The sequence below is a fragment of the Lysinibacillus sp. LZ02 genome, from assembly GCF_050613145.1.
In the GTDB taxonomy this organism is placed as follows: Bacteria; Bacillota; Bacilli; order Bacillales_A; family Planococcaceae; genus Lysinibacillus_B.
Window position 1 is genome coordinate 198434 of sequence record NZ_CP192507.1, and the last position, 12527, is coordinate 210960.

The 12527-nt window shown below is 38.8% G+C and carries 12 protein-coding genes and 2 pseudogenes; 11 read left to right on the top strand and 3 right to left on the bottom strand.

Going from position 1 to position 12527, the window contains the following annotated elements; genetic code table 11:
- The first annotated feature begins 80 nt into the window (after positions 1-80).
- Together ACQQ2I_RS00900 and ACQQ2I_RS00905 are read left to right on the top strand one after the other, a co-directional pair.
- Positions 81-1025, top strand: coding sequence for a carbohydrate kinase family protein (locus tag ACQQ2I_RS00900; protein ID WP_431028680.1), 945 nt, complete (start codon positions 81-83; stop codon positions 1023-1025).
- A gap of 11 nt (positions 1026-1036) precedes the next feature.
- Entirely contained in the window at positions 1037-1447 is a 411-nt protein-coding gene (locus ACQQ2I_RS00905) for a protein-tyrosine phosphatase family protein (protein WP_431028681.1), read from the top strand.
- 103 nt (positions 1448-1550) lie between these two features.
- Here ACQQ2I_RS00905 and ACQQ2I_RS00910 read toward each other — a convergent pair.
- A pseudogene (locus ACQQ2I_RS00910) lies at positions 1551-1667 on the bottom strand (enoyl-CoA hydratase); the annotation flags it as partial.
- A gap of 190 nt (positions 1668-1857) precedes the next feature.
- Here ACQQ2I_RS00910 and ACQQ2I_RS00915 point away from each other — a divergent pair.
- From ACQQ2I_RS00915 to ACQQ2I_RS00940, 6 genes and pseudogenes are all read left to right on the top strand, one after another.
- Positions 1858-2623 (top strand): annotated as a pseudogene (locus ACQQ2I_RS00915) (3-hydroxybutyrate dehydrogenase).
- A gap of 170 nt (positions 2624-2793) precedes the next feature.
- Positions 2794-3918, top strand: coding sequence for a helix-turn-helix domain-containing protein (locus ACQQ2I_RS00920; RefSeq protein ID WP_431028682.1), 1125 nt, complete (start codon positions 2794-2796; stop codon positions 3916-3918).
- The gene (locus ACQQ2I_RS00925) at positions 3912-4115 is read left to right on the top strand and encodes a PLD nuclease N-terminal domain-containing protein (protein ID WP_431028683.1); all 204 of its coding nucleotides are present in this window, start codon (positions 3912-3914) and stop codon (positions 4113-4115) included. The genes ACQQ2I_RS00920 and ACQQ2I_RS00925 overlap by 7 nt, the downstream gene beginning before the upstream one ends.
- The gene (locus tag ACQQ2I_RS00930; RefSeq protein ID WP_431028684.1) at positions 4112-4996 is read left to right on the top strand and encodes an ATP-binding cassette domain-containing protein; all 885 of its coding nucleotides are present in this window, start codon (positions 4112-4114) and stop codon (positions 4994-4996) included. Before ACQQ2I_RS00925 ends, ACQQ2I_RS00930 begins: the two co-directional genes overlap by 4 nt.
- The gene (locus ACQQ2I_RS00935) at positions 4993-5772 is read left to right on the top strand and encodes an ABC transporter permease subunit (RefSeq protein WP_431028686.1); all 780 of its coding nucleotides are present in this window, start codon (positions 4993-4995) and stop codon (positions 5770-5772) included. Before ACQQ2I_RS00930 ends, ACQQ2I_RS00935 begins: the two co-directional genes overlap by 4 nt.
- Before the next feature lie 122 nt (positions 5773-5894).
- A complete protein-coding gene (locus ACQQ2I_RS00940; RefSeq protein ID WP_431028687.1) occupies positions 5895-6599 on the top strand; it encodes a CBS domain-containing protein in 705 nt (234 codons plus the stop codon).
- Here ACQQ2I_RS00940 and ACQQ2I_RS00945 read toward each other — a convergent pair.
- Positions 6583-7293, bottom strand: a complete 711-nt coding sequence (locus ACQQ2I_RS00945; protein WP_431028688.1) for a YetF domain-containing protein — start codon at positions 7291-7293, stop codon at positions 6583-6585. The two genes, ACQQ2I_RS00940 and ACQQ2I_RS00945, sit on opposite strands and share 17 nt — an antisense overlap.
- Before the next feature lie 82 nt (positions 7294-7375).
- On the opposite strand from ACQQ2I_RS00945, the gene ACQQ2I_RS00950 reads away from it, so the two are divergent.
- Positions 7376-8584: an MFS transporter gene (locus ACQQ2I_RS00950; RefSeq protein ID WP_431028689.1), complete on the top strand. Its 1209-nt coding sequence runs from the start codon at positions 7376-7378 to the stop codon at positions 8582-8584.
- Positions 8585-8697: 113 nt separating this feature from the next.
- Here the strand turns inward: ACQQ2I_RS00950 and ACQQ2I_RS00955 are convergent, their stop codons facing one another.
- Positions 8698-9390 carry a universal stress protein gene (locus ACQQ2I_RS00955; RefSeq protein WP_431028690.1) on the bottom strand — a complete coding sequence of 231 codons (693 nt, stop codon included), beginning with the start codon at positions 9388-9390 and terminating at the stop codon, positions 8698-8700.
- 319 nt (positions 9391-9709) lie between these two features.
- Between ACQQ2I_RS00955 and ACQQ2I_RS00960 the strand changes: the two genes are divergently transcribed.
- Both ACQQ2I_RS00960 and ACQQ2I_RS00965 read left to right on the top strand, forming a co-directional pair.
- Entirely contained in the window at positions 9710-12115 is a 2406-nt protein-coding gene (locus ACQQ2I_RS00960) for a Na+/H+ antiporter subunit A (protein WP_431028692.1), read from the top strand.
- Positions 12105-12527: a Na(+)/H(+) antiporter subunit B gene (locus ACQQ2I_RS00965; RefSeq protein ID WP_431028693.1), complete on the top strand. Its 423-nt coding sequence runs from the start codon at positions 12105-12107 to the stop codon at positions 12525-12527. The genes ACQQ2I_RS00960 and ACQQ2I_RS00965 overlap by 11 nt, the downstream gene beginning before the upstream one ends.

Here is a 12527-nt window from a genome sequence, read left to right on the forward strand (position 1 = left end):
TAGAATAGTATAAAACTTTAATAATCTTGTGGTTTTATGATAACCTAAATAGAACATTATCTTCGGAGGTTAGACAACTGATGACTCAGTTAAGTAAGGATTTTATTTTAGTTTACGGAGACGCTTTTGTTGATTATATAGCGAATGATACGACAAACACATCATTCGCAAAATTTTTAGGGGGCGCAACGATTAATGTCGCAGCTGGTATTAGTCGTATTGGTGCGCCTTCAGCACTCATTACGATTACAGGTGATGATGAAACATCTCAATTTGTAAGGCAGGAAATCAAAAATGAGGGAGTAAATCTAGATTACGCTGTATTTGTACCGGAAAAACGGGTGAGTGGTGTATATGTCCATCTAAAAGAAGATGGTGAACGTGTTTTTAAGGATTATGTAGATGAGGCACCGGATTTACAAGTAACGGCCCAACACTTAAATGAGGAAGCATTTAAACGGGCGTCTATTTTCAACTTTTGTTCGGGCACAATGTTCCATCCAACAGCCCTTGTCACAACACGTGCTGCAGTAGAAATGGCTAAGCTTCATGACGCCATTATTGCCATTGATGCTAATATTCGTCCACTTCGCTGGAGCAGTGAATCACATTGCCGTGAAACCGTTGTATCATTCTTTCAAGACGCCCATATTTTGAAACTAACGGATGAAGAGTTATTTTTCTTAACGGAAGTAAATTCGATTGAAGCAGGGTTAGAGCTGTTAAAACCATTAAATATCCCTATTATTCTCATTACGGTTGGAGCAGATGGAACGTACGCAGTGTTAAACGGAGAAGTAATGCATGTGTCCGTTGAAAAAATTGTGCCAGTGGATACAACAGGAGCAGGGGATGCATTTATGGCAGGCATAATGCGCTATGTTCACTATAATGGTTTACCAACAACGAAGGAATCCCTCGATAACTGTGTGTCCTTTGGGAACAAGCTTGGAGCAATGGCTGCAACAAAACCGGGTGCATTAACAGCACTTCCACGTTATGATGAAATTAAAAACTTATTATAAGGTGGGGTCATATGTACGATGAACTAATTGCGGGACGCGTATATTTTGGAGGAGCGGATGATACAGAGCAAGTAGTCCGTGAAAAACAGGTCGATAAAGTGATGGATGTACGCGTAAACGGACGAGTGGAACCAGTTGAGTACACATATATTCATAAGCCGATTGCTGATGAAAGTGAACACATTGCAGACTCGATTAAAATAGGGGTCGAGGAAGTAGTAAAAGCATACGAAGCTGGAGAAAAAATTTACTTCCACTGTGGTAGTGGGGGTGGACGAGCAGGTGTCATGGCTGTTGCGACATTAATGGAGCTAGGGGTAGCGGAATCATTGGATGAAGCAGAGTTGATCGCTAAACAAGCAAGACCAAAAGTAAACATTCGCCCTAATATGCGTGAAGCATTAGAAAAATTATATAAATAAATCAACACAAAGCCGCCCATCAAGGGCGGCTTTGTTCGTTGATATGGGATAAATGGTATCAATTTTGATTAGGGTTTGTCTTTTAAATGGAAATACAGATTCCTTATTGATTTTTAAAAATAGGTTTACGTTTTTCAGGAAAAGCAACAAGGCCTTCTTTTATATCTTCTGTTTGAAATACTTTGCCGAAGTAGTATGCTTCAGTTCCCCCCTCTTCTAGTTAGCAAGACTTCATGGGTTTTTTACTGATGAATTTTTAGTGCGTAAAATTATTTCCTTTGTTTTCGAGCTACCTACTAAAAAGAAATTAGGAATGAGCAAGGATTTTGTCCATGAAGTCAAGAAATGTTAAATAACATACATCACAAATGTAAGCAATTATAGTAGGTATACAAAGGGAGGGGAAACAAGTGAAAGGTAAGGTTGTATTCATCACAGGTGCTGCAGGGGGGCATTGGCTATCAAATGGCAACATCTTTTTTAGAGGCTGGAGCAAAGGTGATGCTTTCAGATTTAAATGAACAGCATTTAGATCATGCTGTCAAAACGCTTTCTGCAAATGCAAAAGGGGTCGTATGCGATGTTTCGAAAGAAGAAGAGGTAAAACAAGCAATTTCCTATACAATTGAGCAATTTGGAGCAATTGATATTTTAATTAATAATGCAGGGTTACAACATGTAGCGTTGATTGAGGATTTCCCTACTGAGAAGTTTGAACAAATGATTAAAATTATGTTGATGGGACCATTTTTAACGATTAAGCATGCGCTTCCTTATATGAAGAAGCACAATTTCGGGAGAATTATCAATATTGCCTCGATTAATGGTTTGATTGGATTTGCGGGGAAATCAGCTTATAATTCAGCTAAGCATGGTGTTATCGGCTTAACGAAAGTAACAGCGTTAGAAGTAGCAGATTATAATATTACGGCGAACGCCATTTGTCCGGGGTATGTAGATACACCGCTAGTACGTGGTCAATTTGAGGACTTAGCACAAACAAGAAATATTACAGCTGAACAAGTATTAGAGGAAGTGTTATATCCATTAATTCCTCAGAAAAGACTTTTAGATGTAGAAGAAGTCGCTGCTGTCGCTAAATTTTTAGCGAGTGACGAGGCGAGAGGAATGACAGGGCAATCACTTGTCCTCGATGGTGGCTATACAACACAATAAATTTTAACTTACAGGAGCAATGAACGTGTCAGAGCACACGTCATTGCTTTTTATATAGTCATAATGCATTAAAGTAAACTATCAGTTGACAAATGTTAATAAAGTAAACAATCAATCGCTATTTTCTTCGACCATTTTTGGATATATTACTAGTAAGAGGAGCTGGTCATGTGAAACACTTTCAATTTTCAACTGTATTTTCCACAAGGCGTAAGGAACTTGGGGTGACGCAAGAACAAATTGCTGAGTATGTAGGCGTATCGAGAGCGGCAGTTTCAAAATGGGAAAAGGGACTGAGCTATCCTGATATTACATTGTTGCCAAAGCTAGCCACATATTTCAATGTCTCCATCGATACATTACTTGGGTATGAGCCACAGCTGACAAAAGAACGGATTACGGTGATGTATCGTGAACTGGCTCACCAATTTAGCAATCGGTCATTTGAAAAAGTGCAAGAAGAAATGGAGCAGTTATTAACAGAATATTATTCTTGTTTTCCATTTGTCTTAAAAATGGCCCAGCTTTACTTAAATTATTACACACAAGCAACACAGCCTAACGATATTTTAACAAGAGTGCAGGAGCTTTGCGGAAGGGTAAAGGAATTTAGTGAAGACTATCAGTTAGTCAATGAAGCTGTGATGATTGAAGCATCTGCTATGCTCATTCAGGGGCAAGCACAAGAAGTGCTTCAGATTTTAGGGAAGGATGTGCCCATTCAATTTGGTACGGAACAACTCATTGCCATGGCACATAATATGCTTGGAGATACAGCGAAAGCAAAAGAAACGTTGCAAGTAAGTATGTATCAACATGTGATGCATATCATCTCATGTGCAACAGAAAATTTAATGTTGGAAGTGGAGCATGTAGAGAATTTTGATGAAACCGTATGCCGCATCGAGAGTTTTATCCAAATTTTTCACGTGAAACATTTAAATGTAAATTCCCCTCTTGTTTTTTATTTAAAGGCAGCAGCGGGCTATGTGATGCAAAACCGTTTAGAGCGTGCGCTTGAAATGATTGAAGCGTATTGTCATGTTTGTTATCAATTAAAGTTTCCAATTCAACTGCAAGGTGATGATTATTTTTACTTACTATCAGACTGGATGGAAGAACACATACAGCTAGGCGGGCAAGCACCGCGCGATGATCTTTCCATTAAAAAGGATTTAGTCAATAGTTTAACGCATCAACCTGTGTTTGCGCCTTTATATAATGATCCAAAATATAAGGCGATAATAGCGAACTTGAAACATCATTTAAAAGTAGAGGAGGAAAATGAATGTTAGAGGAATTAGCGAATATTAATTGGGCACTAATTGCACCATTGATTTTAATCCAAGTGATATTAGCTATCGTGGCATTAATTGACTTAGCACGTATTCATGCCACAAATGGACCGAAATGGGTATGGGTGTTAGTCGTGTTATTCATTAATACGGTCGGGCCAATCGTTTACTTTATCTTTGGGAGAAAAACGTCATGATTACGGTACATGATTTAACCAAAACATTTGGTACACAAACCGCCGTATCCAATGTGTCATTTATGCTTGAACAAAACACATCTACAGCATTAATCGGTCCGAATGGGGCAGGGAAAACAACGATTTTATCTATGCTAACAGGATTACTGGCACCGACAAGTGGTACGGTGGAGATGGTGGGAGTAAAAGATATTCGAAAAGAAATTGGTTTTCTTCCACAGTATCCGCAGTTTTTTCCGTGGTTAACAGCACTTGAATTTACAGAGATGGTGGCCAAATTGAGTGGTGTATCAGGACGAGAGGTAAAAAAAGAAGCACAAAAGGTACTATCATTTGTTGGACTTGAAGAGGCAATACGTAAAAAAACATCGACATTTTCGGGTGGTATGAAACAACGACTCGGAATAGCACAGGCCATTGTCCATAAGCCTAAGTTATTATTACTTGATGAACCAGTATCAGCGCTCGATCCAGTCGGTCGCCGTGAGATGATGAATTTATTAAAAGAGTTACAACAGCAAACGACGATTTTATATTCTACGCATATTTTAAATGATGCGGAGGAAATGACAGACCAGCTTCTATTTCTACGAAAAGGCACCATTGTTGAGCAAGGCTCACTAGCACATATACGAGGGAAATTTGATGTGCCACGTTACAAAGTTGAATTTGAAACAGAAGTTGAGGCCTTGCAATTCGCTTCCCAATCTGAGGTTGCTGCAACGGTATCCAATAATGTTGTGTATGTTGAAATCATTGAAGAACGTCCTACGATGCAGCAATTAATGGCACAATTAGTAGCATCACCGTTTCATGTGAAACAAGTGAAACGTGTAACCGTCACACTGGAGGAAATTTTTATGAAGGTGGCGGGACAATGAGCGATTTTGTTACATTATTTAGCAAAGAATGCCGTGAAGCATGGCGCGGATTTAAATTTTTATGGATGCCATTATTATTTATTCTTCTAGGTATAAGTGATCCGCTAATGAATTATTTCATGGAAGATATTTTAAATGCAGTTGGTAATTTACCAGAAGGCTTTTCTATTACATTGCCCAATTATTTACCGATTGATCTTTTATATGCTTCGACGGGACAGTTTCAGTCTATCGGATTAATTGTGCTTGTCGTAACATTTGCTGGTACCATTAGCCGGGAGCGACAAAATGGTACAGCGACACTAATCTATGTAAGACCGATATCTTTTGCGACATTTTTTATGAGCAAGTGGGCAGTTGCTAGCCTACTCGGCATTATGAGTGCGATTGCCGGTTATACAGGGAGCATGTACTATACAGCGATTTTGTATGGTCCAGTGGAAATAGGTGCATTTATCAAAATGGTACTCACATACTGTGTATGGGTTTTATTCGTAGCGGCTGTTACGATTGCATTAAGTGCCATGTTTAAAACAGCGATTGCGATTACAATGGCGATTGTATTATTACCGGTTGGGTTAATAATGGATTCTCTTATCGGGAGTTTTTGGAGCGTGACGCCGTGGAAACTTGCCACATATGGTGTGCAGTTTATTAGTGGTGGTACAAGTGAACATTATACAATCACACTCATTTTCACATGTATATTAATGGTGATTGCGATGATTATCGGAATAGTATTTACGAAAAAGAATGCTGCTACAACAAAAATATAATAAATGACTTTGAGGTGCTTAAGGAATATAAGCACCTTTTTCGTATTTAAATATTGGAAAATTAGGAATATAATCATGTTACATACATATTATTTATGATTTTAGAGAAGGGGGGAGTAGCAATGACGGTCAAAAATTCGGATCGCTTTTTAACGGCGTTCAATCGGATTGATCATACAATGCGCGATATTATCGGGGCAAAAGATTTTATGCCGTTTTATCGGTTAGTCGATCAGGCGAAAAAGAAAAGTCCACTTATTCGAAAATACGAAGATGATTTACGATCCTATGCGGATTTGCGAAATGCTATTGTTCATCATCGTACGTCACCAGAATACGTGATTGCAGAGCCGCATAATCAAGTGGTAGAAAGAATTGAACATATTGATGAAGTCCTTGCCCGTCCAAAGCTTGTCGGTCAAATGTTTAGAAAGCGTGTCATGTCTTTTCAAACGACGGATTCTTTGCAACATACTTTAAAGATGATTCGTAAACGTAGGTATACACAATTTCCTGTATATGAAGGAACGGTTTTTCAAGGTCTTATTACAACAGTGGGTATCACAAATTGGTTAGCTACTTCAATGGTAGGCGAGTGTCTACCGAAAAAAACACCGGTACTGCAAGACATTTTGCACCATGAGAAAAATCAAGTAAACTATAAATTTATAAGTAGATACATAACGATTTATGAAGCAGAAGAAATTTTTAAGCAAGGCGTAGAGCGTGGTCGCCGTTTTGAAGCACTGCTTATCACAGAACACGGGAAGCCACATCAAAAACTAATTGGGATTGTGACACCTCTCGATATTATGAAGGTAGATTAAGAGGTGCGTTTTGTTTTTTACTAACATAAAGTGAACCGTCTTCTAATACTTGGGCTAAAAAAACATCTTCTGCACTCGTAATATTTTTCTTTTTTAATTTTTTCATAAGCCAATCTTCAGTTAAATTTAGTTCAATTAAATTTTTAGAGATAATTTTTCCGTCGCAAATGACTTCCATTGGGACATATTGTGCGGGGGCTGTATTGGCTTTAACATCTTGTTTTGTGGCATTGGACACGGCCACTTTTTTCATAATGCTCAGTTCGCCATTTGTCTCAAACACAGCATAATCAACTTCGGCTGCTGAAAACACGCTTTGTTCGCGTAGTAGCATTAATAGCTCATCAAGGCTAAGCCGGGCTTTTTTGAGATTTTTAGGAAGAATGGTACCATTTTGAATAATAATGGTCGGTTTATCATCAAAAAGTGTACGTAATTTAACAGATTTAAGGGATAAGTAACTAATCAGTAGGGTTAATACCCCCCACCAAATAAGGGCAATAAAACCGTCCCAAAAAGGTGTCTCAGCTTGTGCGGCAATTTCACTTGCGATTGAGCCAAATGTAATACCTGTTATATAATGGAAAAAAGTTAGCTGACTCAGCTGCTTCTTTCCAATAATACGTGCTAAAAATAATATCGCAAAAAATGCGCCGGTTGTTCGTAAAAGCATTTCAACAACGTTTATTTCCATAATACTCCCTCCTTCAAGAGTAGCATGAGCGAGAAAAGGAAAAACTATACGGATATCTTATGTACAGAAAGTGTGAAGCGAAATGACGACAGCTATATCTATGACTAAAACTAATAATCCTGTGTACCCGATGATGATTGCCATCGGTGTTTGTCACTTAATTAATGATACGATGCAATCGGTGATTCCAGCGATGTTTCCGTTATTAGAACGTGATATGGGATTAACGTATACTCAACTTGGGTTCATTTCATTTGTATTAAATATGTTTGCCTCTGTATTGCAGCCTGTTGTGGGGGCAGTAACAGATAAGAAACCGATGCCCTTTGCGTTACCGCTTGGAATGGTGAGTTCGTTCATCGGTATTGCGATGCTCATTTTCGCACCTAACTACTGGATGATTTTAATAGCGGTATTATTTTTAGGACTCGGTTCAGCTGTATTTCATCCAGAAGGCTCCCGCGTATCCTTTATGTCAGCAGGGAATAAACGCGGGCTCGCTCAGTCCATTTATCAAGTTGGAGGTAATTCTGGACAGGCGCTCGCTCCCTTAATTAGTGCATTTTTAATTTTGCCATTTGGTATGTACGGGGCATCGATTGTACTAGTTTTCACGGCGATCGGTATTTTTATGCTAACAAAAATTGCCGTATGGTACCGCGAGCAATTAGAAGAAGAAAAGCTTTCGAACGTGAAAAAGACACTTGTTTCTTCACTTCCCGCATTAACGAAAAAGCAAGTAGGGATGGCACTGAGCTTGCTGTTAGTCATCATTTTTGCCCGTTCATTTTATACAACGAATATTACAAACTTTTATGTGTTTTATTTGATGGAGTATTATCATTTGCCGATTGAAACAGGACAATTATTCATTTTCTTATTTATGGCTTTTGGGGTAGTCGGTACATTTTTCGGTGGCTCTTTATCAGACCGAATCGGGCGTAAAAATGTCATTTTACTGTCCGTTGTGGCACCAATCCCGCTATGCGTAGCTTTACCATATGTTCCGTTATGGCTAGTTGTCGTGTTATTGATTGTTATCGGTTCGCTACTCATGATTAGCTTTTCTGTGATGGTGGTTTATGCGCAGGAGCTGGTGCCATCTAAAATTGGCACAATGGCAGGCTTAACGTTAGGACTTGCATTTGGCATGGGGGCCATTGGTTCGGTTGCTATCGGTACACTAATGGATACAATTGGCATAGAAACAACGATGATGGTAATTTCATTGTTGCCTATTCTTATGATAGTGGCATTTGCTCTACCGAAAGATAGCGTAGCGAGAGGATAATTTACAATCGTCATGATGGACTGAGGCTTAAGTATGTACTTAAGGCTCAGTTTATTATTTGGGGGTGGATAGGGAAGCAACTCATTAAAAAAGCTGTCTCCATAAGGAAACAGCTACATTTTAGAGTTAGAGGATGGTTTAGCATCAACCGGGATTTTTTGCGGATTGACGACAATGCCTTCTGTAATGGTTAATTCATGCATCTTATTGGCATAAGTAAATTTGAAAATACCATTATCAAAATCTGTGCCAATTTCTTTAAAGAAAATACCTTCAATGGCCGCGAATTTTGGGCATGTAAATGCAATTTTAAAGTCCTCTTCCGATTCTATTAAATAAGCGCGAACGCCTTTTTCATAAATATCATAGGAATCGTCTTCTGTTGGACGTTTAATCGCAACGATGTGAAAATCAACAAATGGCACCTCTTTTAATAAGACATTTAAGAATGAACCTTTTGTAATTTCTTCCCAACGACTTTGGGCGCTTTGCCCAACAATAATTTGTGTAACGTCATAGTTGCGTGCTACTTCATTAATAACTTTTTGGATCGGGCGTTTTTCATTATCTAATAGAATAAACTTTTCAACTTGAAGCTCTTCGGCAAGTTGTTTCCATTGTTCAATGTAGCCAGATTTTTCAGCATCGAATGCATCAAGTGGTTTTGGGTCTACCGTTAATACATATAATGGGCAATCAAGCAATGTTGCTAGTTTATGACCTCTACGAATAAGACGTTCCCCGTTTAACCCGTAGTACACACAAACTAAAATACTTTCATCCATTCGACTTTTCAAATGCTTCATCTTAGTCTGCACCTCTTTTAAAATAATAAAATCTATATGTCTGTTCATATGAACAAGAATGTGATAAAAATAGCAAATTTACGTTTTAATTAGGACAATTGCAGTGCAACGAGCATATTTGTATTGTATACTATATTTTGTACGGCTTATTAACAGTATGTAATGTTTTTGTGATCTTTGATAAATAACCAAATGGTTTTTCTTCATCTATATGACACCTTATTATGAAGTGAGTTATATCGTTAGTCAAGCTTGTTTGGTGTTTACATTTTTTTCTTTAAAAATTCATATTTTTAGCTGTTTTAGGAGGTTTTAGTTTGTGACAATTATTTTGGCCATTATGCTTCCATTTCTTGTTGCAGCTTGTATCCCGCTTGTTTATAGGCGATTTACAAAACTGCATATTGGCTGGTTCGTGCTAGCGGTACCAGTGTTTTTATTTGGGTTATTAGTTACATATATTCCTCACATTGCGAAAGGTGATGTCTACACCTATACAATGGAGTGGATCCCCTCGTTTCATATAAACTTTGCGACATACTTAGATGGTTTAAGCATGATATTTGGCTTGCTTATTACAGGTGTCGGGAGTTTAGTCATTTTATATTCCATTTTTTATCTATCCAAAAAAGAATCTTTACATCATTTTTATTGCTATTTGTTGCTCTTTATGGGGGCGATGTTAGGCGTTGTTTTATCGGATAATTTAATCGTACTTTATGCATTTTGGGAGTTAACAAGTGTATCTTCATTTTTGTTAATTGCATTTTGGCACCATCGTAAAGCTTCTCGTGCAGGTGCACGTAAGGCGATGACGATCACGGTGATCGGTGGCGTTGCGATGCTTGTTGGTTTTTTAATGCTGTATGCGATGGCAGGTACGTTTAGTGTTCGGGAAATAATTGCAAATGTTGAACTATTAAAGGCACATACGTTATTTATCCCTGCGATGTTGCTCGTCTTACTAGGTGCTTTTACAAAGTCCGCACAATTCCCATTTCATATTTGGCTACCAGATGCGATGGAAGCGCCTACTCCCGTCTCAGCCTATCTTCACTCCGCTACGATGGTCAAAGCGGGTATTTATATCGTGGCTCGCACAACGCCTCTTTTTGGGGGACACGAAGTATGGTTCTGGACCGTCAGTTTAGCCGGCCTAATGACGCTTTTCTGGGGCTCCTTTAATGCGGTCAAACAGTTTGATTTAAAGGCGGTACTTGCATTTTCAACGGTTAGTCAACTCGGACTTATTATGTGTTTATTTGGTCTTGGCTCCGCGGCATTAAACCTCGGTTATTCTACAGAGTCTGTTATTTATACGCAAGCAGTCTTTGCAGCGTTATTCCACTTAGTGAATCATTCAACATTTAAAGGTGCGCTATTTATGATGGTCGGTATTGTAGACCATGAAGTCGGAACGCGTGATATTCGCCGTTTAGGCGGATTGATGGCATTGATGCCATTTACATTTACCATTGCCGTTATTGGGAGTTTTTCAATGGCCGGTCTTCCGCCGTTCAATGGCTTTTTAAGCAAGGAAATGTTTTTCGTTGCGACATTAAATATTGCACAGGCAGATATTTTCTCCCTAGAAACTTTCGGGCTAGTATTCCCGATTGTTGCATGGATTGCCAGTGTGTTTACATTTGTCTATTGTACGATAATCGTTATGCGTACATTTTTGGGGAAAGTACGGCCAGAGCGTTTGGAAAAGCCGCCTCATGAAGCACCAGTTGGCATGCTCATTTCGCCATTTATATTAGTTGGCTTTGTTATTGGTATCTTCCTATTTCCTAATCTACTGGGCCACTATATTTTACAACCAGCGATGGCCAGTATTTATCCAACGTTTCCATCTGCTGAAGAGTTAACACCGCATATTCATGCTTGGCATGGCATGAAGCTGGAACTATTCATGACGGTTGGTGTCGTCATTGTCGGAATCATACTGTACCGTACACTAAAAAAATGGCGTTCGCTGTATCGTATGTTTCCTGAAAATTATACGTTTAATGCCATGTATGAACGTGTGATTGAGACGAGTGAAAATGTTTCAGGGAACATGACCCGTCGTTATATGAATGGCCATTTAACGTATTACTTTATGTATATTTATATTTTCTTTGTTGCGGTTGTTGCCGGCTATTTCTTATTATCAGATGCATTTAGTTGGGACCCGGCACAAGATTCACCAATTGACTACTACGAATTGATTTTAGTATTTGTCATGATATTTGCGGCAGTGATGATTTTATTTGCAAAAGGGCGCATTACAACCGTTTTACTAAACGGGGTACTAGGGTACGCTGTGGCATTTTTCTTCGTCATCTTCCGAGCACCCGACTTAGCATTAACACAATTAGTCGTAGAATCTGTAACGACCGCCCTATTCCTCATTAGTTTTAAGTTTTTACCCGATTTACGACCGGAAAAAGCACCACGAAAAGTCGTATTTTCAAAAGCCATTGTGTCCATTTGCGTTGGGGCAACGGTAACATTCATCGGTCTTGCGGTGATGAATTATGAAAAGTTTTCAGCCATTTCAACATACTTTGAAAATGCCTATGAATTAGCAGGTGGAAAAAACATCGTTAATACGATTTTAGGGGACTTCCGTGCATTCGATACGATGCTGGAGGTTGTCGTGTTATTTATTGCAGGTCTGGGTATTTACACGATTATTAAATTAAAGGCAAAGAAAGGGGATACAGACGTTGAAAATTAATGATGTCATTTTGCGAACGGTTGTAAAAGGCGTTGTATTTATTGTTTTAACGCTCGGTGTTTACCTGTTCTTTGCTGGACATAATGCGCCAGGAGGGGGCTTTATAGGTGGGCTTGTATTAGGCTCTGGTATTGTACTTTTATATATCACATTTGATATTGAAACCGTACATAAAGGCATGCCATTTGATTTTAAAAAGGTCGCTGCACTCGGCGTTTTATTAGCAACAGGTACAGCGGTCGGGTCCCTCTTTTTTGATGCGCCTTTTTTAACACAAACAGATCAGTACTTCGATCTACCGCTCCTTGGAAAAACGCATGTATCCACCGTCATGCTTTTTGAAGCAGGTGTTGCATTAACCGTTATTGGGACATTAGTGACGATTATTTTAAGTATAAGTGAGGATGAATAG

Coding starts and splice junctions, on each gene's coding strand:
- ACQQ2I_RS00900 (WP_431028680.1), top strand. CDS start 81: ATGACTCAGTTAAGTAAGGATTTTATTTTAGTTTACGGAGACGCTTTT.
- ACQQ2I_RS00905 (WP_431028681.1), top strand. CDS start 1,037: ATGTACGATGAACTAATTGCGGGACGCGTATATTTTGGAGGAGCGGAT.
- ACQQ2I_RS00925 (WP_431028683.1), top strand. CDS start 3,912: ATGTTAGAGGAATTAGCGAATATTAATTGGGCACTAATTGCACCATTG.
- ACQQ2I_RS00930 (WP_431028684.1), top strand. CDS start 4,112: ATGATTACGGTACATGATTTAACCAAAACATTTGGTACACAAACCGCC.
- ACQQ2I_RS00935 (WP_431028686.1), top strand. CDS start 4,993: ATGAGCGATTTTGTTACATTATTTAGCAAAGAATGCCGTGAAGCATGG.
- ACQQ2I_RS00940 (WP_431028687.1), top strand. CDS start 5,895: ATGACGGTCAAAAATTCGGATCGCTTTTTAACGGCGTTCAATCGGATT.
- ACQQ2I_RS00945 (WP_431028688.1), bottom strand. CDS start 7,293: ATGGAAATAAACGTTGTTGAAATGCTTTTACGAACAACCGGCGCATTT.
- ACQQ2I_RS00950 (WP_431028689.1), top strand. CDS start 7,376: ATGACGACAGCTATATCTATGACTAAAACTAATAATCCTGTGTACCCG.
- ACQQ2I_RS00955 (WP_431028690.1), bottom strand. CDS start 9,390: ATGAAGCATTTGAAAAGTCGAATGGATGAAAGTATTTTAGTTTGTGTG.